The sequence below is a fragment of the Streptomyces sp. NPDC036815 genome (assembly GCF_055609205.1).
In genome coordinates this window covers 148,847-175,523 of record NZ_JBVJPW010000014.1, presented here as the reverse complement: position 1 = coordinate 175,523, position 26,677 = coordinate 148,847, and the positions used below count along the sequence as shown (strand labels likewise).

At 71.5% G+C, this 26,677-nt stretch carries 24 protein-coding genes; 11 read left to right on the top strand and 13 right to left on the bottom strand.

Annotated elements, in window-relative coordinates:
* Window positions 1-53: 53 nt before the first annotated feature.
* The 3 genes from ACZ69I_RS26480 (at window position 54) to ACZ69I_RS26470 (ending at window position 2,856) form a co-directional block, all read left to right on the top strand.
* Window positions 54-1,346 (top strand): glycerate kinase, encoded by a 1,293-nt coding sequence (locus ACZ69I_RS26480; RefSeq protein ID WP_470835103.1) that lies wholly within the window; start codon window positions 54-56, stop codon window positions 1,344-1,346.
* Between the two features lie 137 nt (window positions 1,347-1,483).
* Window positions 1,484-2,104, top strand: coding sequence for a hypothetical protein (locus tag ACZ69I_RS26475; RefSeq protein ID WP_470835062.1), 621 nt, complete (start codon window positions 1,484-1,486; stop codon window positions 2,102-2,104).
* Window positions 2,101-2,856 (top strand): bestrophin-like domain, encoded by a 756-nt coding sequence (locus ACZ69I_RS26470; RefSeq protein WP_470835060.1) that lies wholly within the window; start codon window positions 2,101-2,103, stop codon window positions 2,854-2,856. The genes ACZ69I_RS26475 and ACZ69I_RS26470 overlap by 4 nt, the downstream gene beginning before the upstream one ends.
* Window positions 2,857-2,939: 83 nt before the next feature.
* Here the strand turns inward: ACZ69I_RS26470 and ACZ69I_RS26465 are convergent, their stop codons facing one another.
* Complete coding sequence (locus ACZ69I_RS26465; protein WP_470835059.1) at window positions 2,940-4,205, bottom strand: PucR family transcriptional regulator; 1,266 nt, start codon at window positions 4,203-4,205, stop codon at window positions 2,940-2,942.
* A gap of 319 nt (window positions 4,206-4,524) precedes the next feature.
* Between ACZ69I_RS26465 and ACZ69I_RS26460 the strand changes: the two genes are divergently transcribed.
* From ACZ69I_RS26460 to ACZ69I_RS26440, 5 genes are read left to right on the top strand one after another with little or no spacing between them, the layout of a single operon-like run.
* The gene (locus ACZ69I_RS26460) at window positions 4,525-5,316 is read left to right on the top strand and encodes an ABC transporter ATP-binding protein (protein WP_470835101.1); all 792 of its coding nucleotides are present in this window, start codon (window positions 4,525-4,527) and stop codon (window positions 5,314-5,316) included.
* Window positions 5,313-6,125 carry an ABC transporter ATP-binding protein gene (locus ACZ69I_RS26455; protein ID WP_470835058.1) on the top strand — a complete coding sequence of 271 codons (813 nt, stop codon included), beginning with the start codon at window positions 5,313-5,315 and terminating at the stop codon, window positions 6,123-6,125. The genes ACZ69I_RS26460 and ACZ69I_RS26455 overlap by 4 nt, the downstream gene beginning before the upstream one ends.
* Window positions 6,122-7,012, top strand: coding sequence for a branched-chain amino acid ABC transporter permease (locus ACZ69I_RS26450; protein ID WP_470835056.1), 891 nt, complete (start codon window positions 6,122-6,124; stop codon window positions 7,010-7,012). Before ACZ69I_RS26455 ends, ACZ69I_RS26450 begins: the two co-directional genes overlap by 4 nt.
* Window positions 7,005-8,111: a branched-chain amino acid ABC transporter permease gene (locus tag ACZ69I_RS26445; RefSeq protein ID WP_470835054.1), complete on the top strand. Its 1,107-nt coding sequence runs from the start codon at window positions 7,005-7,007 to the stop codon at window positions 8,109-8,111. Before ACZ69I_RS26450 ends, ACZ69I_RS26445 begins: the two co-directional genes overlap by 8 nt.
* Complete coding sequence (locus ACZ69I_RS26440; RefSeq protein ID WP_470835052.1) at window positions 8,108-9,370, top strand: ABC transporter substrate-binding protein; 1,263 nt, start codon at window positions 8,108-8,110, stop codon at window positions 9,368-9,370. Before ACZ69I_RS26445 ends, ACZ69I_RS26440 begins: the two co-directional genes overlap by 4 nt.
* A 91-nt stretch (window positions 9,371-9,461) precedes the next feature.
* Here ACZ69I_RS26440 and pssA read toward each other — a convergent pair whose 3' ends face one another.
* The 9 genes from pssA to ACZ69I_RS26395 all read right to left on the bottom strand — a co-directional run bounded on the left by pssA (window position 9,462) and on the right by ACZ69I_RS26395 (window position 20,370).
* A complete protein-coding gene (gene pssA / locus ACZ69I_RS26435; protein ID WP_361731473.1) occupies window positions 9,462-10,316 on the bottom strand; it encodes a CDP-diacylglycerol--serine O-phosphatidyltransferase in 855 nt (284 codons plus the stop codon).
* Window positions 10,303-10,959, bottom strand: coding sequence for a phosphatidylserine decarboxylase (locus ACZ69I_RS26430; RefSeq protein WP_055555195.1), 657 nt, complete (start codon window positions 10,957-10,959; stop codon window positions 10,303-10,305). Before ACZ69I_RS26430 ends, pssA begins: the two co-directional genes overlap by 14 nt.
* Before the next feature lie 170 nt (window positions 10,960-11,129).
* Entirely contained in the window at window positions 11,130-12,335 is a 1,206-nt protein-coding gene (locus ACZ69I_RS26425) for an acyl-CoA dehydrogenase family protein (RefSeq protein ID WP_467673800.1), read from the bottom strand.
* Window positions 12,336-12,337: 2 nt separating this feature from the next.
* A complete protein-coding gene (locus ACZ69I_RS26420) occupies window positions 12,338-12,874 on the bottom strand; it encodes a MaoC family dehydratase (protein WP_467673798.1) in 537 nt (178 codons plus the stop codon).
* 5 nt (window positions 12,875-12,879) lie between these two features.
* Window positions 12,880-13,845, bottom strand: a complete 966-nt coding sequence (locus tag ACZ69I_RS26415; protein ID WP_470835050.1) for an HpcH/HpaI aldolase/citrate lyase family protein — start codon at window positions 13,843-13,845, stop codon at window positions 12,880-12,882.
* Window positions 13,842-15,869 carry a protein meaA gene (locus ACZ69I_RS26410; protein WP_467673794.1) on the bottom strand — a complete coding sequence of 676 codons (2,028 nt, stop codon included), beginning with the start codon at window positions 15,867-15,869 and terminating at the stop codon, window positions 13,842-13,844. Before ACZ69I_RS26410 ends, ACZ69I_RS26415 begins: the two co-directional genes overlap by 4 nt.
* A 22-nt stretch (window positions 15,870-15,891) precedes the next feature.
* Entirely contained in the window at window positions 15,892-17,253 is a 1,362-nt protein-coding gene (ccrA, locus tag ACZ69I_RS26405; RefSeq protein ID WP_467673792.1) for a crotonyl-CoA carboxylase/reductase, read from the bottom strand.
* A 416-nt stretch (window positions 17,254-17,669) separates the two neighbouring features.
* Window positions 17,670-18,476 (bottom strand): TetR family transcriptional regulator, encoded by an 807-nt coding sequence (locus ACZ69I_RS26400; RefSeq protein ID WP_470835048.1) that lies wholly within the window; start codon window positions 18,474-18,476, stop codon window positions 17,670-17,672.
* Window positions 18,477-18,588: 112 nt separating this feature from the next.
* On the bottom strand, window positions 18,589-20,370 hold the full coding sequence (locus tag ACZ69I_RS26395) for a 3-hydroxyacyl-CoA dehydrogenase family protein (protein ID WP_470835046.1): 1,782 nt from the start codon (window positions 20,368-20,370) through the stop codon (window positions 18,589-18,591).
* Window positions 20,371-20,722: 352 nt separating this feature from the next.
* Here ACZ69I_RS26395 and ACZ69I_RS26390 point away from each other — a divergent pair, with 352 nt between their 5' ends.
* Window positions 20,723-21,292, top strand: coding sequence for an adenylosuccinate lyase (locus ACZ69I_RS26390; RefSeq protein ID WP_470835044.1), 570 nt, complete (start codon window positions 20,723-20,725; stop codon window positions 21,290-21,292).
* Between the two features lie 43 nt (window positions 21,293-21,335).
* Here the strand turns inward: ACZ69I_RS26390 and ACZ69I_RS26385 are convergent, their stop codons facing one another.
* The 3 genes from ACZ69I_RS26385 to ACZ69I_RS26375 form a co-directional block, all read right to left on the bottom strand.
* On the bottom strand, window positions 21,336-21,734 hold the full coding sequence (locus tag ACZ69I_RS26385; protein ID WP_467673786.1) for a RidA family protein: 399 nt from the start codon (window positions 21,732-21,734) through the stop codon (window positions 21,336-21,338).
* A complete protein-coding gene (locus ACZ69I_RS26380) occupies window positions 21,731-23,350 on the bottom strand; it encodes an alpha/beta hydrolase (RefSeq protein ID WP_470835042.1) in 1,620 nt (539 codons plus the stop codon). The genes ACZ69I_RS26385 and ACZ69I_RS26380 overlap by 4 nt, the downstream gene beginning before the upstream one ends.
* A 119-nt stretch (window positions 23,351-23,469) precedes the next feature.
* Window positions 23,470-24,504, bottom strand: a complete 1,035-nt coding sequence (locus tag ACZ69I_RS26375) for an Rv2578c family radical SAM protein (protein WP_470835040.1) — start codon at window positions 24,502-24,504, stop codon at window positions 23,470-23,472.
* Between the two features lie 309 nt (window positions 24,505-24,813).
* Here ACZ69I_RS26375 and ACZ69I_RS26370 point away from each other — a divergent pair, with 309 nt between their 5' ends.
* Window positions 24,814-25,356: a GNAT family N-acetyltransferase gene (locus ACZ69I_RS26370; RefSeq protein WP_470835038.1), complete on the top strand. Its 543-nt coding sequence runs from the start codon at window positions 24,814-24,816 to the stop codon at window positions 25,354-25,356.
* A 58-nt stretch (window positions 25,357-25,414) separates the two neighbouring features.
* On the top strand, window positions 25,415-26,662 hold the full coding sequence (locus tag ACZ69I_RS26365) for an SLC13 family permease (protein ID WP_470835037.1): 1,248 nt from the start codon (window positions 25,415-25,417) through the stop codon (window positions 26,660-26,662).
* Window positions 26,663-26,677: the final 15 nt, after the last annotated feature.

Below are 26,677 nucleotides of genomic sequence, written 5' to 3'. Positions count from 1 at the left end.
GCGATATGGGCCGTTTTCTCGCCGGGGCACGCCGTCTCGCGCTGTGGGTGGCCATGGGCAGCGGGCCCCGTCTGCGGTTATGGTCGCAGCGGCGCGACTGCCTTGACGCGAGCAAGGCCCGAAAGCAAGGGGAAACCAAGGTGGCGGACGCTGCAGGGACGGCGGGACACGAGCGGCAGGCGCACGCTGGGCGCGACGACGCACAGCGCGGCACCGCGCAGCGGGTACTCATCGCCGCGGACAAGTTCAAGGGTTCGCTCACGGCCGTGCAGGTCGCCGAGCGGGTGACGGCCGGGCTGCACCGCGTCGCCCCCGGCGTACGGGTCGAGGCGCTGCCGGTCGCCGACGGCGGCGACGGCACGGTCGCCGCGGCCGTCGCGGGCGGCTTCGAGCGCCGGGAGGTGCGGGTCACCGGGCCGCTCGGCGACCAGGTGACGGCAGCGTACGCGCTGAAGGACGGCACCGCCGTGGTGGAGATGGCCGAGGCCTCCGGCCTGCAACTGCTCCCCGACGGCGTCTTCGCGCCGCTCACCTCCACCACGTACGGCTCCGGGGAGCTGCTGAGCGCGGCGCTCGACGCGGGAGCCCGCAGCATCGTCTTCGGCGTCGGCGGCAGCGCCACGACCGACGGCGGCGCGGGCATGCTCGCCGCGCTCGGCGCACGCTTCCTGGACGCGGACGGCGCCCCCGTCGCGCCCGGCGGCGGCCCGCTCAAGGAGCTGGCCACGGCCGACCTGTCGGGCCTCGACCCGCGTCTGAAGGACGTCGAGATCGTGCTCGCCAGCGACGTCGACAACCCGCTGACCGGGCCGAAGGGCGCCCCCGCCGTCTACGGCCCGCAGAAGGGCGCGTCCCCCGAGGACGTCGAGGCCCTGGACGCGGCCCTCGCCCACTTCGCCACGGTCCTGGAGAAGGCCATCGGCCCCAAGGCCGCGGAGTACGCGCAGTCGCCGGGCGCGGGTGCCGCGGGCGGCATCGGGTACGGCGCCCTGGTCGGGCTCGGCGCGGGCTTCCGCCCCGGCATCGACGTCATGCTCGACGTGCTCGGCTTCGCGCCCGCGCTCGAACGGGCCACCCTGGTCATCACCGGTGAGGGCTCGCTCGACGAGCAGACCCTGCACGGCAAGGCCCCCGCCGGGGTGGCCGCCGCCGCGCGGGCCGCGGGGACCGAGGTCGTCGCGGTCTGCGGCCGCCTCGCACTCGCCCCGGAGGTCCTCGGCAGGGCGGGCATCCGCCGCGCGTACGCCCTGACCGACGTCGAGCCGGACGTGGCCCGGTGCATCGCGGAAGCGGGCCCGATCCTGGAGACGGTCGCGGAGAACATCGCCCGCGACTTCCTCGCCTGACCCCAGCGGTACGCCGGGGGCGCCCGGGACGAGCCACGCGCGCGCCCCGGGTGTCACCGGCTCGGTGACACCGCGGCCCGCCCCCGTGTCGTACCGGCTACGTGATCGTTTCTTCAGGACGTGAAGAGGAGACGATCTTGACCGGGTGGGCGCAGCTCGGCGGTCTCGGCATCGTGGCGACGCTGTGCCCCGTGGGCGGCCTCTCCGTGCACGCGCAGGTCGAGGCCCTCGGGGTGGTCCTCTCCGAGCGCCTCGAGATCTGCCAGGAGGACCTGCCGGTCGCCCCGGGCGACGCGGCGCCGGAGCCGGCCCCCGTGCCGGGGCCGAAAGAACGGGAGCCGGAACCCGGACTCCCCCTCGCCCCCGCCCCCCGCGCGCAACTTGCCACCCCACCGCCGCCCGAACGCCCCGCCGCCGAACCGCCCGCGGCCCACCCCGCACCCCCTCCGGCCACCCGCCCCGCGCAGCGCCCCCGCGCCGCGCCCCGGGTGCGCGAACTCCTCGTCCCCGTACGCCTGGAGTCCGCCCCGCGCCCCGCGCGCCCCGCACCACCACCGCCCCCGCCACCCTCCCTCGCCGCGCCGGGCTACCGCCCCGCCGAGGAGCGCGAGCGCGCGGGCGGGCGGTCCATGGTCACCACGACGATGGTCGTCACCACCCCCGCGGTGCTCGCCGCCGCCCTGCTGCGCCCGCGCTCGCGCTCCGCCGCGTCCGGCGCCCGCTCACGCCCCAACCCGCCCTCCGGAGGCCCCTCGTGACGGAATGGTTCGTACTCGGTCTTGCCATGGTGCTCGCCTGCGCGGTCGTGCTGACCGTCACCGTGCTCAGGCAGCGCCGGGTGCCCGAGGACGACGACCCCAGCCAGACGCCCGACGTGCTCGAATACATGGTGATGATGGTCGGCGTCGTGTACGCGATCGTCCTCGGCCTCGCCATCGCCGGTGTCTGGGAGGCCCGCGGCGCCGCCCAGGACGGCACCCGCGACGAGGCCCAGGCCCTGCACGAGATCAGCAGGCGCGTGGAGGTCTACCCGGCGGACGAGCGGGAGCGCATCCAGCAGGACGTGCGGCGCTACAGCGAGCACGTGGCGAGCGTCGAGTGGTCCCGCATGATCGAGGAGCACCGGCTCACCGACCGGGGCGACGAACTCCTCGACGCCCTGCGCCGCGACATCGCCGCACGGCCGCCCGCGAACGACCTGGAGGCCCAGACCTACCAGCCGTTGCTCGACCAGGTGGCCGCCGCCGACGAGGCGCGCAGGACGCGGGCCGACAACGCGGAGGAGACGCTGCCGGGAGTCGTCTGGTTCGGGCTGGTCGCCGGGGCGCTCGTCACCGTCGGACTGATCTTCACGTTGCAGATCAGACGCTCCTCGCGCGAGATGCTCCTCGCCGGTACGTTCAGCGCGCTCATCGCCTTCCTGCTCTTCCTCGTCTGGAACTTCGACGCGCCCTTCGGCAGGTCGACGACCGAGACCGCGAGCGCCTTCCAGGACCTCATCAGCACCTGATCAGCACCTGATCAGCATCTGATCGGCACCGGGTCTGCCGCTGAACTCCCGGCCCGCGCACGCCCGTTCCGCACCCGCCCGGTTCACGCCGGGCGGGCCCGCGGGGCCAGCCGGTGCGCCTCCACCGCGAGCGCCACCTCCACCAGGTCCCGCGGCCGCGCCAGCGAACGCGAGGTCAACTGCTCCAGGCGGCGCAGCCGGTTGAAGACCGTGTTGCGGTGGCAGTAGAGCCGCCCCGCCGCCCGGCCCGCCGAACCCTCGCAGGCCAGCCACGCGTCCAGCGTCTCCAACAGCACGGCCCGGTCCGCGGGTTCGAGCGCCAGGACCTCGCCGAGCACATCGGCCACCAAGTGCCCCGCCAGCTCCGGCTGGCTCACCACCAGGGCCGTCGGCATCCGCCGGTCGAGCCGTACGATGCCGGTCGCGTCCGGCGGACAGGTGCGCAGCGCGAGCTCCGCGAGCCGCCGGGCGTGACCGAGCTCCGCGAGGCCCCCGACCACGGGGCTGATCCCGCCGGGTCCCGGACAGCGCCCGTCGAGCAGCCCGGCCAGCTCGTCGAGGCCGGTCTCCGCACCGCCGCCCGCACCCGTGCCCGCGCCGCCCGCCTCCGCCCCGCCCAGCGCGACCACGCCGACCTCGCAGTCCGTCCGCATCCGCCAGATGAAACGGAACCCGGCCCGCTGTATCTGCCGGTGGAACGCCTCCCGCCCGTCGCGCCGCTCCACGCGCAGCACCACCACCGCGTACGGGCCGTGTTCGGGCAGGTCGAGGCCGGCCGCCGCGCGCGCCGCGAGGCCCGGCGCCGACCGGCCCTCAAGGAGCGCGTCGAGCAGCGCCTGCAACTGCTCGTCCGTGCGCCGCCGTAGCTCCAGCTCCGTCGCGCGGTACGCGTCGGACGCCACCGCGGCCTGGGCGTCCACCGCCGACCACACCATCGTCGCCGACCGCATCAGGACCGCGAGCTTCTCGGGGTCCTTGCCCGCCGTGCCCTCCAGGAGCGAGTCCCAGACCAGATAGCCCGCGTTGCGGTACGAGTGGACCAACAGGTCGAGCGGCAGGCCCTGTTGGGCACGGCGCCGGCCCGCCTCCTCCGCGTACTCCAGGTCACGGCGCGGCGAGGCCCGCGGCGCCGAGATCGCCTCGATGCCGATCCGCATGGCCTCTTCCGCCTCCCGCCACTGCACGTCGTACGCCAGGACCCGCCCGTACACCGGCGAGTGCTCGCCGAGCTGGCGCAGATGCTCGTCGACCAGTTCGGGCAGGCGCGGCAGGAGGGCGGTGCACGCCTCCTTGAGGAGCTTCCAGTCGTGCCCGGTACGAGGCCTTCGGGTGTGCGTGGGCCCGGTCATCGTCCCCTCCGTCGCCGCGCGCGGGGCGTTCCCTGATCGGCGTTGCTGCGGAGGATGCCACTGCTCCGCCCGCTCCGGCAGGCCCCTGACACGCGCTGTTGTGCGCGTGCACAACGGCGGGGCGCCGCCGCTGGTCCCCCGCAGCGTTTCGTCCGCGGCCCGTGGACGGGCCGGTCCGGCGATGCTGGGGTGAGCGCCACGCGACGGCGGACGGGCCGTGCGGAACAGCCGTGCGGGACAAGGGAGTCGATACGTGGGCGGGTTCGATGGGGGAGGCGTCGGCAAGGCTGGATCCGGCGCGCGGGGCGAGGGGCTCGTCGTGCGCGACGTGTCGGTCGGCTACGGTCCGGTGCGGGCCCTGCGCCGGGTCTCGCTCGAACTGCCCGAAGGGGCGGTCGTGGCCGTGCTCGGCGGCAACGGCGCGGGCAAGTCGACCCTGCTGCGCGCGATCTCGCGCACCCTCTCCTTCCACGGCGGAGCGCTCACCTCGGGCGACATCCGCTTCGACGGGCGCCGCACGGACTCCCTCGCGCCGGACCGGGTGGTGGCCGCCGGGATCTCCCAAGTCCCGGAGGGAAGACGGGTGTTCGCTCGGATGACGGTCACCGACAACCTGCGGGCCGGGGCGCTCGGCTCCACCGGCTCGCGCGCGGCCAAGGCGCGGGCCCTGCGGCGCGTGCACGACCTCTTCCCGGTCCTGGCCGAGCGCGGCGCGCAGCGTGCCGGACTCCTCTCCGGCGGCGAGCAGCAGATGCTCGCGGTGGGCCGGGCGCTGATGGCGTCCCCGCGCCTGCTCCTCCTGGACGAACCCTCCCTGGGCCTCGCCCCGCTGATGGCCGCCCGCATCGCCGACACCGTCCGCGAGATCAACGCGCAGGGCACCTCGGTGCTCCTCGTCGAGCAGAACGCCGCCCTCGCGCTGCGGCTCGCCTCCACGGCGTACGTCCTCGACGTCGGCGAGGTCGCCCTCCGCGGCCCCGCGGACCAGCTCGCCGCCTCCGACGAGGTGCGCCGTCGCTACCTCGGCGTGGTCGACGAGGACGCGGCGGCCGACGCCTCCCGGGGCCTCGGCGCACTGCCCGTCCTCGCGCGGTGGGAGGCCACGCCATGAGGGGCTCCGCCGCCGTGGCCACGCAGGACGACCGCCCGCCCGTGCCGCCCCTCGAAGTGCGCGACGTGACCGTCCGCTTCGCCGGGCTCACCGCCCTCGACGCCGTCAGCTTCACCGTCCGCCCCGGCACCGTGCACGCCGTCATCGGACCCAACGGCGCGGGCAAGTCCACCTGCTTCAACGTCCTGTCCGGCGTCTACCGCGCCACGGGCGGCAGCGTCCGCTTCGGCGCCCACGAGCTCACCGGCCTGCGCCCGCACCGCATCGCGGACCTCGGGGTCGCCCGGATCTTCCAGAACCTGGCCCTGCCGCCGCGCGCCACCGTCGCCGACAGCCTGCTGCTCGGCCGCCACCGGCTCACCCGCGCCGGATTCGTGGCCGCCGGACTGCGGCTCCCCTCCGCCGCCCGCGAGGAGCGCCGCCACCGCGAACGCGTCCGCGAGATCGCCGCGTTCGTCGGCCTGGAACGCCAACTCGACCTGCCCGCGGGCTCCCTGCCCTACGGCCAGCAGAAACTCGCCGAGCTCGCCCGCGCCCTGTGCATGGAGCCGCGGCTGCTGCTCCTGGACGAGCCCGTCGCCGGCATGACCGCCGACGAACGGCGCCGCACCGCGGCCGTCATCGCGGGCGTCCGCGACAGCCTCGGCATCTCGATCGTCCTGGTGGAACACGACATGGGGGTGGTGATGCGGCTCGCGGACGCGGTGACCGTACTCGACTTCGGACGCCGGATCGCCGACGGCCCGCCCGCGGAGGTCCAGCGCGACCCCGCGGTCGTCCGCGCCTACCTGGGTGAGGACGCATCGTGACCACGTTCACCGAACTCCTGCTCAACGGCGTCTCGTTGGGCTCCGTCTACGCCCTCATCGCCCTCGGCTTCGTCGTCATCTTCCGCGCCACCGAAGTGGTGAACTTCGCGCACGCCTCGCTGCTCCTCGCGGGTGGCTACATCACCGCGTCGCTCCACGACGACCTCGGCTTCTGGCCCGCGCTGCTCGTCGGTATCGCGGGCGCGGCGGTGGTCGGGGCCGCCGTCGAGTTCCTCGTCATGCGCCGCTACCGAGGCCACGACCACAGCGTCCTCGCCATCGTCACCATCGGCGTCGACATCCTGCTCACCACCGAACTCACCCGCCGCCTCGGCACGGACGTCCTGCCGCTCGGCGACCCCTGGGGCGACGACGTGCTCACCGTCGGCTCCGTCTCCCTCGCCCACACCCGTATCGCGGCGTTCGTCGCGGCCGCCCTCCTCATCACCGTCTTCCTGCTCGCCTTCCGCTACACCTCGTGGGGCGTGGCGACCCGGGCGGCCGCCGAGAGCCCCGAGACCGCCGCGCTGATGGGCGTACGGCTCGGCAGGGTCTCGCTCGGGGCGTGGGCGGTGGCCGGCGCGCTCGCCGCCGTGGCCGCGCTGTTCCTCACCGTCTTCCCGACACCCGGCCTGGAACGCACCACGTCCCTGGCCGCCCTGAAGGCGTTCCCCGCCGCGATCCTCGGCGGCCTCGACTCCACCACCGGCGCCCTCGTCGGCGGACTCGTGGTGGGCGTGACGGAGTCCCTGGCCACCGGCTACCAGAGCGACCTGACCTTCCTGGGGCGGGGCCTCGGCGACCTCGCGCCCTACCTCGTCATGACCGCGATCCTGCTGATCCGGCCCGCGGGGCTCTTCGGCACGAAGGAGCTCGCCCGTGTCTGACCCCCGCACCCGGGCCGCACGCTTCCCCGGCCACGCCCTGGTCACGAGCCGTCGTACGTACCTGTGGGCGGCCGGAGCCGTCCTGCTCCTCGCCCTGCCGTTCTACCTCGACCGCTTCTGGCTCCAGGCGGGCCTCTTCGCGATGGCCGCCGCCATCGGCGCGATCGGCATCAACCTCCTCACCGGCGCCACGGGCCAGCTCTCCATGGGGCACGCCTTCTTCCTCGCCGTCGGGGCCTACGGGTACTGCGCCCTCGCCGGAGACGGGGACGACGGCCTGACCGGGCTCGGCCTGCCCAGCTGGCTCGCAGCGGCCCTCGCGGTGGCCGTCGCCGGGCTCGCGGGCGGCCTCTTCAGCCCCATCGCGGGCCGCCTGCACGGCGCCTACCTCGGCATCGCGACGCTCGCGCTGATCTTCATCGGCCAGCACGTGCTCTTCAACGCGCACGATCTGACGGGCGGCTCCAACGGGCGTGACGTGCCGCCCCTGGACCTCTTCGGCCTCACCTTCGACGAGCACGAGGTCGTGGTCGCCGCCGTGCCGTTCGGCTCCGCCGAGAAGCTCTGGTACGCGGGCCTCGTGCTGCTCCTGGGCTGCGGGCTGTTCGCCCGCGGGGTGCTGCGGGGCCGCCCCGGCCGCGCCATGAACGCGATCAGGGACCACAAGGTCGCCGCGGGCGTGATCGGCGTACCGGTGGCCCGCTACCGCGCCGGGGTCTTCGTCCTGTCGTCGATGTACGCGGGCCTCGCCGGGGTGCTGCTCGCCCTGGTCTTCCAGCGCACCGTGCCCGACTACTTCGGCATGACGCTCTCCCTGGAGTACCTCGCGATGATCGTCATCGGCGGCCTGGGCTCGGTGGCCGGGGCGGTGGCGGGCGCCGCCCTCGTCTCCCTGCTGCCCCAGCTGCTCAGCCGGTACAGCGACGCGCTGCCCCTCGTCTCCGCGCCCGGCACCGGCGGGATCTCACCGGGCGAGGCGTCCCGGTATCTGTACGGCGCCGCCGTCGTGGCGGTGGTGCTCTTCCTGCCCGGCGGCCTGGTGAGGCTCGCCGCCCGGCGCGGCACGACAAGTCCAGGCACTCCAGGGGAGGAAGCATGAACACACTGACCAGGGCCACGGCGGCCGGCACCGCTCTCGCCGCGCTGCTCGCGCTCACCGCGTGCAGCTCGAAGGCGAAGGACGACGACGGCGGCGGCGAGAGCGCGGGAGGGGTGAAGACCGGCGTCGGCGTGACGGACAAGAGCATCGATCTCGGCGTGCTCACCGACATGACCGGCGTCTACGCCACCCTCGGCAAGAGCGTCACCCAAGCCCAGCAGCTCTACGTGGACCAGGCCAACGCGGACGGCGGCATCTGCGGCCGCAAGCTGAAGCTCACCGTCCGCGACCACGGCTACGACCCGCAGAAGGCCGTCGCCGCCTACACCGAGCTGGAGCCGAAGGTCCTCGGCTTCGCCCAGTTCATCGGCTCCCCGTTCGTCGCGGCAGTCAAGCAGCGCGTGGCCCAGAACAAGGGCCTCGTCCTGCCGCAGGCCTGGTCGGCGAACCTGCTCGGCAGCCCGTACGTGCGCGTGATCGGCTCCACGTACGACCTGGAGACGATCAACGCGATCGACTTCCTGATGAAGGAGAAGGGGCTCGAGAAGGGCGACAAGCTGGGCCACGTCTACTTCGAGGGCGACTACGGGGAGAGCGCCCTCAAGGGCTCCAAGCACATGGCCGCGGAGGCCGGGCTCACGGTCGTCGAGCAGAAGATCAAGCCCACCGACAACGACATGACCGCCCAGGTGTCCGCCCTGAAGAAGGCGGGCGTCAAGGCCGTCGTGATCAGCGCGGGCCCCCGCCAGGCCGCGTCCCTGGCCGGCGTCGCCGCGGCGGGCCGCTTCGACGTCCCGGTCATCGGCAACAACTCGGCGTTCGCCCCCCAGCTCCTCGCCACCCAGTCGGGCCCCGCCCTGACGAAGAACTACTACGTGGCCTCACCCACGCTCCCCATCGGCGCGGACACGCCGGAGGCGAAGAAGCTCGTCGCCGACTACCGGAAGGCCCACCCGAAGGACTCCCTCGACAACGGCGTCGTAGCGGGCTGGACGGCGGCGTCCGTCTTCGGCGAGGCCCTGAAGGCGGCGTGCAAGGAGAAGGACCTCACACGCGAGGGCGTCGGTAAGGCCCTCCTGACGCTCGACGCCTTCGACGCGGGTTTCGGCGTCCCCCAGAACTTCAGCGACCCGAAGACCCCCTCGTCGAAGGAGAGCGTCATCCTCCAACCGGACAAGAAGGCCACGGGCGGCATGAAGGTGGTCCGGCGGCCGAGCGCGGCGGACGCGGCGCAGGATTTCAGCCCGTCCGGCGATTGAGGACGAGCCCGAAGGGCGATGGACGGCAAGCAAAGGGGGCCTGAACCAAACGGTTCAGGCCCCCGGTGCTACGTACGGAACAAGCAAGCCACTACGGCAACTGAGTAGCCCGCGCCTCACGACGGTTGTCGCGGAAGTTGTTCACCCGTCGAGCCGTGGCGAAGAGGGGAATCACCGCGCCGAGGACGAGCTGGAGCGCGCAGCCGGTCTGCAGGAGCAGCTGGCCGCCCGGGGCCTCGAAGGCCCAGGCCGCGAGGAGACCCATGGCCGAGACGATCCACGCGAGCATGGCCACCGCGAGGGGGCCCCGCGGCTTCGGGTACTCGACGCGGCTGACCATGAGCCAGGCCGTGCCGATGATCGCGAGGAGCGTCGCCACGAAGGGCAGCTCCAGAAGCACGATCGAGACGACCGTGAGCGCTCCGAAGGGCGACGGCATGCCCTGGAAGGTGCCGTCCTTCACGGTCACGCAACTGAACCGCGCAAGCCTCAGCACCACCGCAAGCAGCACGACGATCGCACCGACCGCCGCCACCCGCTGGTGGGCGTCGTCGGCGACCATGCCGTAGACGAGGACGAAGTACGCCGGGGCCAGACCGAAGCTGATCAGGTCCGACAGGTTGTCCAGCTCCGCGCCCATCGGCGAGGACCGCAGCTTGCGGGCCACGAGCCCGTCGAAGAGGTCGAAGACGGCCGCGCAGAGCATGAGGATCACGGCGGTCGCGGCGGAGTGCCGCGCCATGCCGCTCTCGTTGCTGCCCTGGAGGTGCGGGATGAGGATGCCCGTGGTGGTGAAGTACACCGCCATGAACCCGCACGTGGCGTTACCGAGCGTGAGGGTGTCCGCTATCGAGAGGCGGAGTGAGAGAGGCATCTCCTCGTCGGCCTCGTCCTCCACCGCCTCGGGCACCCAGCCCGCTTGTGTTTCCGGATCAACCACGGTCAATGCGAGTCACCCCAGCCACGGTCTTCTGACCGACCTCGACGTCCACCTCGACACCCTCGGGGAGGTAGATGTCGACGCGCGAGCCGAAGCGGATCAGACCGATCCGCTCGCCCTGCTCCACCTTCGAGCCCTGCGGCACGTACGGCACGATGCGCCGTGCGACAGCGCCCGCGATCTGGATCATCTCGATGTCGCCGAGCTCGGTGTCGAAGTGCCAGACAACACGTTCGTTGTTCTCGCTCTCCTTGTTGAACGCCGGGACGAACCCGCCGGGGATGTGCTCCACGGACGTCACGGTGCCCGCGAGGGGCGCACGGTTGACGTGGACGTTCAGCGGGCTCATGAAGATGGCGACGCGGGTACGCCCGTCCTTCCACGGCATGATGCTCTGCACCACGCCGTCGGCGGGGGAGATGACCCGGCCCTGAGCGATCTCGCGCTCGGGGTCGCGGAAGAACCACAGCATGCCCGCCGCCAGAGCGGTGGCGGGTACGGCGACGGCCGCGGCGCCCTTGGAGCGACGCGCGCGGGCGAGACTGAGTGCCGCGGTTGCGACGGTCGGCAGGAGCCACGGCGATGCTCCGCGAGCAAGGCGTCCCTGAAGAATGCCGTCGCGTGGTGCAGAGGTTTGGCTGTGGGGCATGGATGACCTTCGTAGCGGATGATGCCGCGCAGTGAACGGGGGACGGCGGCTTTTTCCGGATGCTATCGGTTGCGAGCCACAACTGGGCAAGCCAGGAAGCCGAGTCGGCGGCCGAAGAGTGTTGACAGGGTGTGATCTTCTTCTCGGCGAAAACCGACCAAAACGGGCATCTAGCCCTGGAATCGATACTCTTCGAGTAGACGTCGGCCAATGATCATTTTCTGGATCTCGGCGGTACCTTCACCGATGAGCAGCATCGGAGCCTCCCGGTACAGGCGCTCGATCTCGTACTCCTTCGAAAAGCCGTAACCGCCGTGAATCCGGAACGCATCCTCCACGACTTCCTTGCAGTACTCGGAGGCGAGGTACTTCGCCATCCCTGCTTCGAGGTCGTTTCGTTCCCCCGAGTCCTTTTTGCGCGCTGCATTCACCATCATCGCATGGGCGGCCTCGACCTTGGTAGCCATCTCGGCCAGCTTGAACTGGATCGCCTGGTGCTGGGCGATCGCCTTGCCGAAAGTGTGGCGTTGTTGGGCATACGAGACACCCAGCTCAAATGCACGCTGAGCGACACCGCAGCCACGGGCCGCGACATTGACGCGGCCGACCTCGACGCCGTCCATCATTTGGTAAAAACCTCGGCCGGTGGTCCCGCCGAGCACACGATTGGCCGGAATTCGCAGGCCGTCCATGATGAGTTCGGTCGTGTCGACGCCCTTGTAACCCATCTTGTCGATCTTGCCGGGGATGGTGAGGCCGGGCCGGACCTCTCCGAAGCCGGGCTCTTTCTCGACAAGGAACGTCGTCATCGACTTGTGCGGCGCCGTGCCCTCGGGGTGTCCTTCGTCACTCCGGCACAGGACGGCCACCAGAGTCGACGTCCCGCCGTTGGTGAGCCACATCTTCTGACCGTTGAGGACGTACTCGTCGCCGTCCCTGACGCCCTTGGACGTGATCGCCGACACGTCCGAGCCGAGCCCCGGCTCCGACATCGAGAACGCGCCGCGCACCTCGCCGGCCGCCATCCGCGGCAGGAAGGTCTCCTTCTGCTCCTGCGTGCCGTGCTGCTTGAGCATGTAGGCGACGATGAAGTGGGTGTTGATGATGCCGGAGACCGACATCCAGCCACGCGCTATCTCCTCGACGCACAGCGCGTACGTGAGCAACGACTCGCCCAGACCGCCGTACTCCTCCGGGATCATGAGCCCGAAGAGGCCCAGTTCCTTGAGGCCGTCGACGATGCGCTGCGGGTACTCGTCACGGTGCTCCAGCTCCGTGGCGACCGGAATGATCTCCTTGTCGACGAAGTCCCGGACGGTGGACAGGATCTCCTGCTGGATGTCGGTGAGACCGGCGGTCTGCGCGAGTCGGCTCATGGCTACTTCTCCTGCGTCTTCTGTGTCTTCTTCGGGGCGTCCCGCAGCTCCGGCCGGCCGGGCTGTTCGCCGCCGCGCTCCTTGATGTACGTCTCGGTGGGCACCATCACCTTGCGGCGGAACACGCAGACCAGCGTGCCGTCCTGCTTGTAGCCCTTGGTCTCCACGTGCACGATCCCGCGGTCCGACTTGGACTTCGAGGGGGTCTTGTCCAGGACCGTCGTCTCGCCGTAGATGGTGTCGCCGTGGAAGGTCGGCGCCACGTGCTTGAGCGACTCGACCTCCAGGTTGGCGATCGCCTTGCCCGAGACGTCCGGGACGGACATGCCGAGCAGCAGCGAGTAGATGTAGTTGCCCACGACGACGTTCTTCCCGAAGTCCGTCGTCCGCTCCGCGTAGTTGGTGTCCATGTGGAGCGGGTGGTGGTTCATGGTGAGCAGGCAGAAGAGGTGGTCGTCGTACTCGGTGACCGTCTTTCCGGGCCAGTGCTTGTACACGGCGCCGACTTCGAACTCTTCGTAGGTGCGGCCGAACTGCATGTGTCTTACGCCTCCGGGGCCTCGAACTTGGACGTGCGCTGCATGCCCGCCGCACGGCCCTTCCCGGAGATGACCAGCGCCATCTTCCGGCTCGCCTCGTCGATCATCTCGTCGCCGAGCATCGCCGAGCCCTTCTTGCCGCCCGCCTCGGACGTGCAGTACTCGTACGCGTCCAGGATGAGTTCGGCGTGGTCGAAGTCCTCCTGGGAGGGCGAGAACACCTCGTTGGCGGCCTCGACCTGGCCGGGGTGCAGGACCCACTTGCCGTCGAAGCCGAGCGCGGCGGCGCGGTTGGCGACCTCGCGGTAGCCGTCGACGTTCTTGATCTGGAGGTAGGGGCCGTCGATCGCCTGGAGGTTGTTGGCGCGGGCCGCCATCAGGATCTTCATCAGGATGAAGTGGTAGGCGTCCGCCGGGTAGCCGGGCGGCTGCTCGCCGACGACCAGGGACTTCATGTTGATCGACGCCATGAAGTCGGCCGGGCCGAAGATGATCGTCTCGACGCGCGGGGAGGCCTCCGCGATCGCGTTGACGTTGTTGAGGCCCTGCGCGTTCTCGATCTGCGCCTCGATGCCGATCTTGCCGACCTCGAAGCCCATCGTCTTCTCGATCTGGGTCAGGAGGAGGTCGAGGGCGACGATCTGGTCGGCGGTCTGGACCTTCGGCAGCATGATGCAGTCGAGGTTCTGGCCGGCGCCCTCGACGACCGTGACGACGTCGCGGTACGTCCACTCGGTCGTCCAGTCGTTGACGCGCACGACCCGCGTCTTGCCCGTCCAGTCGCCCTCGTTCAGGAACTTCACGATGGTGTGCCGGGCCTCGGGCTTGGCGAGCGGCGCGCAGGCGTCCTCCAGGTCCAGGAAGACCTGGTCGGCAGGGAGTCCCTGGGCCTTCTCCAGGAAGCGCGGGTTCGAACCCGGGACCGCGAGACAGGAGCGGCGCGGACGCAGACGGTTCACGGGGTGGGTCATGCGGGGACCTCCAGAGGGTCGAGCTTGTTCGCTTTCCGGATCTCGTCGACGATACGGCCGATGATCTCGGTGATGCCGAAGTCCTTGGGGGTGAACACGGCGGCCACTCCCGCCGCCTTCAGATCCTCGGCGTCGCTGTTGGGGATGATGCCGCCGGCGATGACGGGAATGTCGGGCGCACCGGCCTCCCGGAGCCGCACGAGGACGTCGGGCACGAGCTCCGCGTGCGAGCCCGAGAGGATCGACAGGCCCACCGCGTGCACGTCCTCGGCGAGGGCCGCGTCGACGATCTGCTCGGGCGTGAGGCGGATGCCCTGGTAGACGACCTCGAAGCCGGCGTCCCTGGCGCGCACGGCGATCTGCTCGGCTCCGTTGGAGTGCCCGTCGAGGCCGGGCTTGCCGACCAGGAAGCGGAGCCTGCCGCCGCCGAGGTCCTCGGCCGTCCGCGCGACCTTCTCGCGGACCAGGGCGAGCGGCGAGCCCTCCTCCGCGGCGACCGCCACCGGAGCGCTGGAGACGCCCGTGGGCGCCCGGAACTCCCCGAAGACCTCCCGCAGGGCCCCCGACCACTCACCGGTCGTCACACCGGCGCGTGCGCACTCCAGAGTGGCCTCCATGAGGTTGCCCGTGCCGGCGGCCACCTCCTTGAGCCGCTCCAGGGCCTTGCAGGGGCGCGGGTGGTTGAACGGCGGCTGGTAGCGGTTGTCGCGCCAGTGCGCGAGGGCGCTGACGACGCGGGCCTCGACCGCCGGGTCGACCGTCATGATCGCCGCGTCCAGGTCGGCGGTGAGCGGGTTCGGCTCGGTGGACTCGTAGGAGTTCACGCCGATGATCTTCTCTTCGCCGGACTCGATGCGGGCCCTGCGCTCGGCGTGCGAGGAGACGAGCTGCGACTTGAGGTAGCCGGACTCGACGGCGGCCATCGCGCCGCCCATCTTCTCGATCCGGTCCATCTCGGCGAGGGAGTCCTCGACGAGCGACTCCACCTTGGCCTCGATGACGTGCGAGCCCGCGAAGATGTCCTCGTACTCCAGGAGGTCGCTCTCGTGCGCGAGGACCTGCTGGATGCGCAGCGACCACTGCTGGTCCCAGGGCCGGGGCAGGCCGAGGGCCTCGTTCCAGGCGGGCAGCTGCACGGCACGCGCGCGTGCGTCCTTGGAGAGGGTGACGGCCAGCATCTCCAGGACGATGCGCTGGACGTTGTTCTCCGGCTGGGCCTCGGTCAGGCCCAGCGAGTTGACCTGCACGCCGTAGCGGAACCGGCGGTGTTTCGGGTTCTCGATGCCGTACCGCTCGCGCGTGACCTGATCCCAGATCCGCCCGAACGCCCGCATCTTGCACATCTCCTCGATGAAGCGGACACCCGCGTTCACGAAGAAGGAGATGCGGGCCACGACGTCCCCGAACTTCTCCTCGGGGACCTGCCCCGAGTCGCGTACGGCATCGAGAACCGCGACGGCGGTGGACATCGCGTACGCGATCTCCTGGACCGGTGTGGCCCCCGCCTCCTGGAGGTGGTAGCTGCAGATGTTGATGGGGTTCCACTTGGGGATGTGGGCCACCGTGTACGTGATCATGTCGGTGGTCAGACGCAGCGAAGGACCCGGCGGGAAGACGTGCGTCCCGCGCGAGAGGTACTCCTTGACGATGTCGTTCTGCGTCGTCCCCTGGAGCTGGGTGATGTCCGCACCCTGCTCCTCGGCGACCACCTGGTAGAGCGCCAGGAGCCACATGGCGGTGGCGTTGATCGTCATCGAGGTGTTCATCTGCTCCAGGGGGATGTCCTGGAACAGCCGCCGCATGTCACCGAGGTGCGAGACCGGTACGCCGACCCGGCCCACCTCGCCGCGGGCGAGGATGTGGTCGGGGTCGTAGCCGGTCTGCGTGGGCAGGTCGAAGGCGACCGAGAGTCCCGTCTGCCCCTTGGCGAGGTTGCGCCGGTACAGCTCGTTGGACGCCTCCGCCGTGGAGTGACCGGCGTAGGTCCGCATCAGCCACGGCCGGTCCTTCTGGCGCTCTGTCATGTTCCGCTGCTCCTCAGTGGGTTCAGACGTTGCGGAAGCGGTTGATCGCGTCGATGTGCTTGGCGCGCATCTCGGGGTCGCGCACGCCCAGGCCCTCTTCGGGCGCGAGGGCGAGCACGCCGACCTTGCCCTGGTGGAGGTTGCGGTGGACGTCGTAGGCCGCTTGGCCGGTGTCCTCCAGGCGGTACGTCTTGGAGAGCGTGGGGTGGATCTTGCCCTTGGCGATCAGGCGGTTGGCCTCCCACGCCTCGCGGTAGTTGGCGAAGTGCGAGCCGATGATGCGCTTGAGGGACATCCACAGGTAGCGGTTGTCGTACTCGTGCATGTAGCCCGAGGTCGAGGCGCAGGTGGTGATGGTGCCGCCCTTGCGGGTGACGTAGACCGAGGCGCCGAAGGTCTCGCGGCCGGGGTGCTCGAAGACGATGTCGATGTCCTCGCCGCCGGTGAGCTCGCGGATGCGCTTGCCGAAGCGCTTCCACTCCTTGGGGTCCTGGGTCTGCTCGTCCTTCCAGAACTTGTACCCCTCGGCGTTGCGGTCGATGATCGCGTCGGCGCCCATCGCCCGGCAGATCTCGGCCTTCTGGGGGCTGGAGACGACACAGATCGGATTGGCGCCGCCCGCGAGCGCGAACTGCGTGGCGTAGCTGCCGAGTCCGCCGCTCGCGCCCCAGATGAGCACGTTGTCGCCCTGCTTCATGCCGGCGCCGTTGCGCGAGACGAGCTGGCGGTACGCGGTGGAGTTGACCAGGCCGGGAGAGGCGGCCTCCTCCCAGCTCAGGTGGCCCGGCTTCGGCATCAGCTGGTTGGACTTGACGAGCGCGATCTCGGCGAGGCCGCCGAAGTTGGTCTCGAAGCCCCAGATGCGCTGCTCGGGGTCGAGCATCGTGTCGTTGTGTCCGTCGGAGGACTCCAGCTCGACGCTGAGGCAGTGCGCGACGACCTCGTCGCCCGGGTTCCAGGCGTTCACGCCGGGGCCGGTGCGCAGCACGACGCCCGCCAGGTCGGAGCCGATGATGTGGTGCGGCAGGTCGTGGCGCTTGGTGAGCTCACTGAGCCTGCCGTACCGCTCCAGGAAGCTGAACGTGGACACGGGCTCGAAGATCGAGGTCCACACGGAGTTGTAGTTGACCGAGGAGGCCATGACGGCCACCAGGGCCTCACCGGGGCCGAGTTCGGGGATCGGCACGTCGTCCAGGTGGAGCGACTTGCGGGGGTCCTTGTCGCGGGTGTCCAGGCCCGCGAACATCTCCGCCTCGTCCTTGTGCACGGTGATCGCACGGTACGAGTCGGGCAGGGGGAGAGCGGCGAAGTCGGCGGACGTGACCGCGGCGGAGCCGCTCGCGGTCGCGGTCTGGGCCTGAATCGCGTCCAGGATTTCCTTCACGGTTTTGCCTCCGGCGAAGAAGCGTCCGAGGGGAACGCTCTTGAGGGTTGCGTCGGGTGCTGAAGTTGCGGTGGAGGGTGTGCCGTCGGTTCGGCGAAGGGTGGTGCTCGGCGACGCCTTGGTGGGGCGTGGGAGGTGCCTGTGACGCAGGCGTCCGGGCGCACGAGCCGTGGCTTGTGGGGACAGCCGACGTACGCGAGATCTCTGCACGCCGGCCGCCCGGACACCATCAACGTATGGCACCGCGTGCCAACGGGCAAGACACTGGGTGCCATTAATTTTTGACCGATGATCGATCAGTGCAGGTCAGAGGGGGTGGGGGCACGGCGAAGGGGGCGCTACCGACTGGTAGCGCCCCCTGAAAAGGCACGGGCAAAACTGGGCAAATGGGCGACTAAGAAGGCCCGTGAAGAGCGTTATGCATGCTCGCGCAGCGCCTTCTCGATGGTCCGCATGACCTCGTCGAGAGGCGCGTCCGTGCGGGCCACCGTGACCAGGACCTCACCCTGCGCCGAGGCCGTCGCCGGGGCCGCGGCGGGCAGGGTGTCGCGGCCCGCGCCGATGCCGCTGCCGAACGTGCGGCGCACGATCGCGAAGGCGTGGTCCAGCTGGGTCTCCACGTCGCCCTGGCCACCGGCCCGCAGCCAGCGCCGCAGGACGTGGTTGTGGGCGGTGACGACGGCGGAGGCGGCGACCTCGGCGAGCAGCGGGTCGTCGTTGCCGTCGTGGTGCGCCTGCTCGTCGAAGTGGCCCAGGAGATAACGAGTGAACAGCCGCTCGTAGCGGGCCACCGAGGCGATCTCGCGCTCGCGGAGCGTGGGGACCTCGCGGGTGAGGCGGTAGCGCTCCACGGAGACCGCGGGAGACGCCGCGTACATCTTCATGACTTCCTTGATGCCCCGGCACACCGTGTCCAGCGGGTGCTCGTGCGGCGGCGCCGCGTTGAGCACCGCCTCCGCCCGGATCAGGGTGTCGTCGTGGTCCGGGAAGATCGCCTCTTCCTTGGAGCGGAAGTGCCGGAAGAAGGTCCGCCGGGCGACGCCCGCGGCCGCGGCGATCTCGTCGACGGTGGTCGCCTCGTACCCCTTGGACGCGAAGAGTTCCATGGCCGCGGCCGCCAGCTCCCGGCGCATCTTGAGCCGTTGGGCGGCGGCCCGGCTGCCCGCGGCACTCTCCGGAGCGTCGGGGCTTGCGGTGCGTGAGGACTTGGCGGCCTTGGACATGCCATGAACGTACTGCATGTGCGCGGCGAGGTGCTCCTGAGGGACGGGGCTGCCCGAGGGCCCGAGCAGCCCGCCCCAGTCCGTCCGATCCGCCAGGTGCCCCTCGGCCGGCTCAGCGCCGGGCATATTCGCGGAAGCCACGACCCGTCTTGCGGCCGAGGCAGCCCGCGGCCACCAGGTGCTCCAGGAGCGGCGCCGGGGCCAGGCCCGGGTCGCGGAACTCGCTGTGCAGGACCTTCTCGATCGCCAGCGAGACGTCCAGGCCGACGACGTCCAGGAGCTCGAAGGGGCCCATGGGGTAGCCGCCGCCGAGCTTCATCGCGGCGTCGATGTCGTCCAGCGTCGCGTAGTGCTGCTCGACCATCTTGATCGCGTTGTTGAGGTAGGGGAACAGCAGCGCGTTCACGATGAAGCCCGCGCGGTCGCCGCAGTCCACCGGGTGCTTGCGGATCTTCGCGCAGACGTCGCGGACGGTGGCGTGCACGTCGTCCGCGGTCACCACCGTGCGGACCACCTCGACCAGCTTCATCGCCGGGGCCGGGTTGAAGAAGTGCATGCCGATCACGTCGCGCGGCCGCGAGGTGGCGCGGGCGCAGGCGACGACCGGCAGCGAGGACGTCGTGGTGGCCAGGATGGCGCCCGGCTTGCAGATCTTGTCGAGCGCCGCGAAGAGCTGCCGCTTGATCTCCAGGTCCTCGGCGACGGCCTCCAGGGCAAGATCGACGTCGGCGAACGCCTCGTACGACCCGGCCGGGGTGATCCGCTCCAGCGTCAGCGCCGCGGCCTCGGCCGTCATCCTGCCCTTGTCGACGGAGCGCAGCAGGGACGTGCCGATCCGGGCCTTGGCCGTCTCGGCCTTCTCCTGCGAGCGAGCGGCCAGGACCACGTCGAACCCGGCCTTGGCGAAGACCTCCGCGATACCGGACGCCATCGTCCCGGAGCCCGCCACCCCCACCGAGCGGACCGTGCGCCCCGGCCCGCGCACCTCGTCCGCCGGCGGCGTCAGCGCGTCGCGGACCACCTCCGTGCTGCCGGGGGCGGCGTACGTGTAGAAGCCGCGGCCCGCCTTGCGCCCGGTCAGCCCCGCCTCGCTGAGCTGCTTGAGGATCGGCGCGGGCGCGTGCAGGCGGTCGTGCGACTCCGCGTACATGGCGTCGAGGACGGTGCGGGCGGTGTCCACGCCGATCAGGTCGAGCAGCGCGAGCGGGCCCATCGGCAGCCCGCAGCCCAGCTTCATCGCGGCGTCGATGTCCTCGCGGGACGCGTACTTCGCCTCGTACATCGCGGCGGCCTGGTTGAGGTAGCCGAAGAGCAGCCCGTCGGCGACGAAGCCGGGCCGGTCGCCGACCGCGACGGGCTCCTTGCCCAGGGCGTACGCGAGCTCGGTGACGGCGGTGACGGCGGCGGGCGCGGTCAGCACGGACGAGACGATCTCGACGAGCTTCATGGCCGGGGCCGGGTTGAAGAAGTGCAGCCCCAACACCCGCTCGGGGCGCGCCGATTCGGCGGCAAGGCGCGTCACGGACAGCGCGTTGGTGCCGGTCGCGATGATCGTCTCGGGGCGCACGACGGTGTCGAGCTCGCGGACGACCTGCTGCTTGATCTCGTACGACTCCGGGACGACCTCGACGACCAGGTCCGCGTCGGCCGCGGCCCGCAGGTCGGTGAAGGTGCGGAAGCGGGCGAGGATGCCGCGGCGCTCCTCCTCGGTGAGGCGCTCCCGGCGCACGGCGCGGGCGGTGGAGGCCTCCAGGGACTCGACCGCGCGGGTGGCCGCCGCCTGGCTGATGTCGATGCCGATGACCTCGCGGCCCGCACGGGCCAGGACCTCGGTGATGCCGGTGCCCATCGTGCCAAGGCCGATGACGGCGACGGTGTTCAGGGGAGTGTCCATGCGTGGACTCCAGGAAGAGAGTGACGACTGAGGGGCGCGCGCGGATACGGCGACTGCCGTACGGCGGGCGGGGAGTGGTGCGTGTCGTGTCCGGGCGGCGCGCAGGGCACGCCCGGTGAGAAGCCGACCGGCTCTGTCCCGGAGCCACGTCGTACTGAGGTACCTGAAGTACCGAACCGACCAGACACTCACGGTGGCTGCGTCACCAGGCCACCGCGAGAAAAGGAACTGCTACGGGGAGTGTGCCCCGCTCACATGAGACTAACCGGCGAGTAACGAGCGCGCCAGCCCGCGATGTTCTCCGGTGTCTGTGATCTACATCGCGACCACCCGCAAGGCTTAGGCTCTCGCCATGGATGTGGAGTTGCGGACGGTGACGGAACGCTTACGGGCCGAGGCGGGCGGATCGCGGGAGTACGAGAGGCTGGTGGCCACCGGAGACGTCGATGAGCTGGCCGAGGTGCTCGTCTCACCCGGGCGGCCCCTGTGGGCCCGGGAGTTGGTGGCGGTCAGGCTCGGCCTCGCGGGGGACCGTAGGGCCTTCGAGTCGCTCGTCCTGCTCCTCAACCACCGGGACCCGCCGCGGTGCGCCGCCGCGGCCCACGCCCTGGCGCGGCTTGGCGACCCGCGCACGGCGCGCGCGGCGGCCGCCCTCGCGACGAACGAGCTCCGGATCGCCTACGCGCTCTACCCCGTGCGCCTGCTGACCGAACTGCGCGCCCCCGAGTCGGCGCCCGCCCTGATCACCACGCTGCAGCGCAGACTGGCCCCGCACGACCCCTACGGCAAGATCGCCCTGGCGTGCGTGGAGGGCCTCGGCGCGCTGGGCGACGGCCGGGCCCGCCCGGTCCTGATGGCCGCGCGCGGCCACCCCCGCCTCGCCGCCGCGGCCTCGGCGGCGCTGGCCCGGCTGCCGGAGTGACCGGAGGGGGACGGGCGGGGCGGCGGGCCCGGACTCACCACCGCTACTCCGCCACCACCGCGAACGCCTCTATCTCCATCAGGAACTCGGGGCCGACCAGCGCCCCCACCTGCACCGCCGAGGACGCGGGGAGCCGCCGGGGGTCCAGGAAGGCGTCCCGTGCCTCCCGGACGGCCGACATGTGCGCCATGTCCGTCACGAAGTACGTCAGCTTCACGACGTCCTCGAAGGTCGCGCCCGCCGCCGCGAGGCAGCGCCGCAGGTTCTCGAAGACCTGCCGGGCCTGCGCCGCCGCGTCGCCCACGCCGACCGGCTTGCCGTCCTCGTCCAGGGACAGCTGTCCGGAGATCGCCACGAAGCGGCCCGTGCCCATGACGACGTGGGTGTACGCGGTGGCGGGGGCGACGCCCTCGGGTGCGTGGAGGTGGGTCAGTCGGCTCATGCCCCCATGGTGAACCACGGGTGTGACAACGCTCCGCGCCCGGTCCCCGACATGCCCTTCCCGGCCTTCCCGGCCTTCGCGGGCTTCGGGTCCGGCCGCGCGTCGCACACCGCGTCGACCTCGCCGTCGCCCTCCGGCACCTCGCCGTTGGCCAGGTACGCGGCCAAGTGCCGGTCCAGGCAGGCGTTTCCGCTCAGGGTGACGCCGTGGTTGCCGCCGCCCCGCTCGACCACCAGACGGGAGCCGCGCAGCTGCTCGTGCAGGGCGACGGCGCCGTCGTAGGGAGTGGCGGGGTCCTCGGTCGCCTGGAACAGCAGGACCGGCGGCAGTTCGGAGTTGGCGGTGTCCGGCGCGCTCAGGTGGTGCGTCGGCCAGAACGCGCACGGGGCGTTGTACCAGGCGTTGTTCCAGGTGGTGAACGGCGCCTTCTCGTGCGCCGCGTCGTTGTCCTCGCGCCACGTGCCCCAGTCGCGCGGCCACTGCGCGTCCCGGCACTGCACGGCCGTGTAGACGCTGTAGCTGTTCTCGCCCGCGGCGTCCACGGCGCCGAACCTCTCGTACGCCTTGACGAGCGGTGCGGTCTTCCGGCCCTTCGCGTACGCCGCGAACGCCTCGGCCAGGGGCGGCCAGTAGCCGTTGGAGTAGGCGCCGGGAATGAAGGTGTCCTCCAGCTCGGCGCCGCCCACCTTCTTGCCCGCGGGCTTCTTGGTGACCGCGTCCCGCATCGCGTACCACTTGGCCTCGACCGCGGCGGGGTCCCTGCCCAGGCCGTACGCCGCGTCGTGCCGGGCGATCCACGCCATGAACGCCTTGTGTCGGGCGTCGAAGGCGTAGTCCTGGCGGAGGTTGTCGTCGTACCAGATGCCCGTCGGGTCGACGAGGGAGTCCAGGGCCATGCGACGCACCCGGTGCGGATAGAGCTTTCCGTAGAGGGCGCCCAGGTAGGTGCCGTACGAGTAGGCGTAGTAGTTGACGCGCTCCGCGCCGAGGGCCGCGCGGATGGCGTCCATGTCCTGGACCACGCTCACCGTGTCGATGAACGGCAGGATGTCCCCGTACTTCGCGGAGCACGCCTGTCCGAACCGCCGCGCCCTGTCGAGGTTGGCGTGCTCCAGGGCGGCCGTGGTGGGGACGGTGGCGGGGCGCACGGGGGAGAAGTGTCCGGGGCGGCAGTTGAGGGCGGGCTTGCTCTTGCCCACGCCCCGGGGATCGAAGCCGATCACGTCGTACTGCGCCGCCACCTTCTTCGGCAGCTTCCTGGCGACGAACCCCGCCATGCCCAGCCCGCTGCCGCCCGGCCCGCCGGGGTTCACCAGGAGCGGCCCCTGGGAGGTCTTCGCGGTGTGCGGGACGCGCGAGAGGGCGATGGTGAGCTGTCTGCCGCCCGGGTCCTGGTGGTCGAGCGGGACCTTCAGCGAGGCGCACTGGAGCGTCGGGCTGTGCTTGGTGGCGCACTTCTTCCACGGGAGCGGGGTGTGCGCGCGGGTGTACGGCGCCGGGGCCGGGGCCGCGGTGGTGTACGAGGTGGCCGGGGCGCCCGTTGCGGGTGGCACCGCTGTGACCATTCCCGCCGCCACGGCGGCGACTGAGCAGAGTACGACGGTGCGCTTCTTCATCCGGCCTCCCAGAGCGATGGGTTCGGGCCCGGCGGGCCGCGAACCTTGCGCATGCTCCCGGAAACCGCGTCCGGAAGGGGCTGATCCGGCGCGAAATAACCCGAAAGGGGCACGGTGCCTCAGAGCAGCGTGAGCTGCGTGGGGCCGGCCGCGGCCTCCGCTGCCTGGGGAACGGGTATCCGCCGGGCCGCTCTCGCGCGCGTGGGGCCGATGCCGAACTCCTCGGCCAGCTCGTGCACGTGCCGGGTGATGCGGCGCTGGTACCACTTCGGGGCGTAGGCCCCCTCCGCGTAGAGCCGTTCGTACCGCCGCACCAGGTGCGGGTGGTGGCGCCCGAGCCAGGCCATGAACCATTCGCGTGCGCCCGGCCGCAGATGCAGGACCAGCGGGGTCACGGAGGTCGCGCCGGACGCGGCGACCGCCCGCACCGTGGCGCGCAACTGGTCGGGATGGTCGCCGAGGAACGGGATGACGGGCGCCATCAGGACGCCGCAGCCGATGCCGTTCTCGGTCAGGGTGCGGACGACGTCGAGGCGCCGCTCCGGAGCGGGCGTGCCCGGCTCGACGGTGCGCCACAGCTCCTGGTCGGTGAAGCCCACGGACACGGAGATCCCGACGTCCGTCACCGCGGCCGCCTGCCGGAGCAGTTCGAGGTCGCGCAGGATCAGCGTGCCCTTCGTCAGGATCGAGAAGGGGTTCCCGTGGTCGCGCAGCGCCTCGATGATCCCCGGCATCAGCCGGTAGCGGCCCTCCGCGCGCTGGTAGCAGTCCACGTTCGTGCCCATGGCGATGTGGTCGCCGTGCCAGCGCGGCGAGGCGAGCCGGCGCCGCAGCAGCTCGGCGGCGTTGACCTTGACGACGATCTGGCTGTCGAATCCCAGGCCGGTGTCCAGGTCCAGATAGCTGTGGGTCTTGCGCGCGAAACAGTAGACGCACGCGTGCGTGCACCCCCGGTAGGGGTTGACCGTCCATTCGAACGGCATGCGGGACGCACCCGGCACGCGGTTCACGATCGACCTGGCCCGGACCTCGTGAAAGGTGATCCCCCTGAACTCAGGGGTGTCGAAGGTCCTCGTGGTCACCGCGTCCGCGCCGAACAGCGCGGCGTCGACGGTCCCCGGACGTGGCTCGTCGGAGAGGTTCTCCCAGCGCATGACGCCTCCTCGGTAGCACTGGCCACAGAATAGAACATGTGTTCCCTTGATCGTGCGCGTCGGGATCCGGAGACGGGCGGATGGCGATGCGAGAGGGTCGGCGGGGCGTGCTTGGTAGGGTCATGTCACGCGCGAGCGCGACGCGCACCCGCACCCGCGGACGCACGCGCCACCCGGACCGCGACCAGGGAGGTTGATGAATATGGCCCGCCGGACGCCGCATCAGCATGCCCTTGTCCGGGCCCCGCGGTTCTGAGGCGACAGAGCCCACCGCGAGCGGCCCGGTCGTCCGAACGACCTGGAGTGCGCGTGTCTTCTCACCCCTCTTCCCCCTCCCTTTCCCCCTCCCTGCCCTTCGCCGGTACGGACCTGATCACCGAGCGCCTCGTGCTGCGGGACTGGTCCCTCGACGATGTCGCCGCCGTCGTCCGCGACGAGCGGCTCGGCCACTGGGCGGCGGACTTCCCCGCCGACGGCGACCGCGTCATCGCGGGCTTCGCCGCCGGACAGCCCGACGTGCCGGGAGCGCACGGCCACCGTCTGATCGTCGAGCGGGAGAGCCGCCTGGTGGTCGGCTCCATCAGCCTGCTCTGGCCGCCGAGCGAGGGCGCCGTGGAGTTCGGCTACGGCGTGGTGCCCTCGCGGCGCGGCCGCGGCTACGCCCCCGAGGCCGCCCGCGCGCTCGTGACGGCCGCCCTCGCCGTACCGGGCGTCACCGCGGTCCACGCCGACGTCGAACTGTCCAACCCGGCCTCCGTCCGCGTCCTGGAGAAGGCGGGCCTGCGCCGCTGGAGCGACGACGGGACGGTGGCCCGCTTCCGCACCGGCGGCCCCGGACCGACGCTGCCGTAGCGCGGCCCGGGGCAGGGCGGCGACCGGACCGGGCGGCGGGCGATGCATGATCGGAGGCATGCTCGTCGAGTCCCTGTCCGTCGCCGCCCTGGCCGTGGTCCTCATCTGTGCCGTCGTCCGGCCCTTCCGCTGGCCGGAGGCCGCCTTCGCCGTGCCCGCCGCCGGTCTCGTGGTCGCCTCCGGGGCGATCCCGCTCGACGACGTCGGGGACGAGGCCGCACGGCTCGGCCCGGTGATCGGCTTCCTCGCGGGCGTCCTCGTCCTCGCCAAGCTCTGCGCCGACGAGGGCCTCTTCCACGCCTGCGGCAGCTGGATGGCGCGCCGGGCCGCGGGCCGCCCCCGCCGACTGCTCGGCGCCGTCTTCGCGCTCGCCTCGGTGATCACCGCGGCCCTGAGCCTGGACGCCACCGTCGTCCTGCTGACCCCGGTCGTCTTCGCCACCGCCGCGCGCATGGGCGCCCGGCCCGCGCCGCACGTCTACGCCAGCGCCCACCTCTCCAACACCGCGTCCCTCCTGCTGCCGGTCTCGAACCTGACGAACCTCCTCGCCTTCGCCGCGACCGGCCTGAGCTTCACCCGGTTCGCACTGCTCATGACGTTGCCCTGGCTGGTCGCCATCGCGGTCGAGTACGCCGTCTTCCGGCGGTTCTTCGCCGCCGACCTCGACGCCCCCTCGCAGGGCGCCGAGGCCGCGGAGCCACCGGAGATGCCGCTGTTCGCCCTGGTGACCGTCGCGGTCACGCTCGCCGGGTTCGCGGTGGCCTCCACCGTCGGCGTCGACCCCGCCTGGGCCGCCGCGGCCGGGGCGGCCGTCCTCGCGGTCCGGTCGCTCGTACGCCGTCGTACGACACCGGTGGCGATCCTGCGCTCCGCCTCGCTGCCGTTCCTGGCCTTCGTCCTCGCCCTCGGCGTCGTCGTCAGGGCCGTCGTCGACAACGGCCTCGGCGACGCGCTGGGACGGTTCCTGCCGGACGGCACCGCGCTGCCCGCGCTGCTCGGGACCGCCGCCGTCGCCGCGCTGCTCGCCAACCTGATCAACAACCTGCCGGCCGTGCTCGCCCTAGTCCCGCTGGCGGCGCCGTCCGGTCCCGGCGGCGTCCTCGCCGTCCTGCTCGGCGTGAACATCGGACCCAACCTCACCTACGCCGGTTCCCTCGCCACGCTCCTGTGGCGCCGCATCGCCCACCAGCACGACCACCACGTGCACCTCGGGCGCTTCACCCGCCTCGGCCTCCTCACCACTCCCGCCGCCCTCGTCCTGTCCACGCTCGCGCTGTGGATCTCGCTCCGGCTCCTGCCGGGCTGACCAAGCCGCCGACCA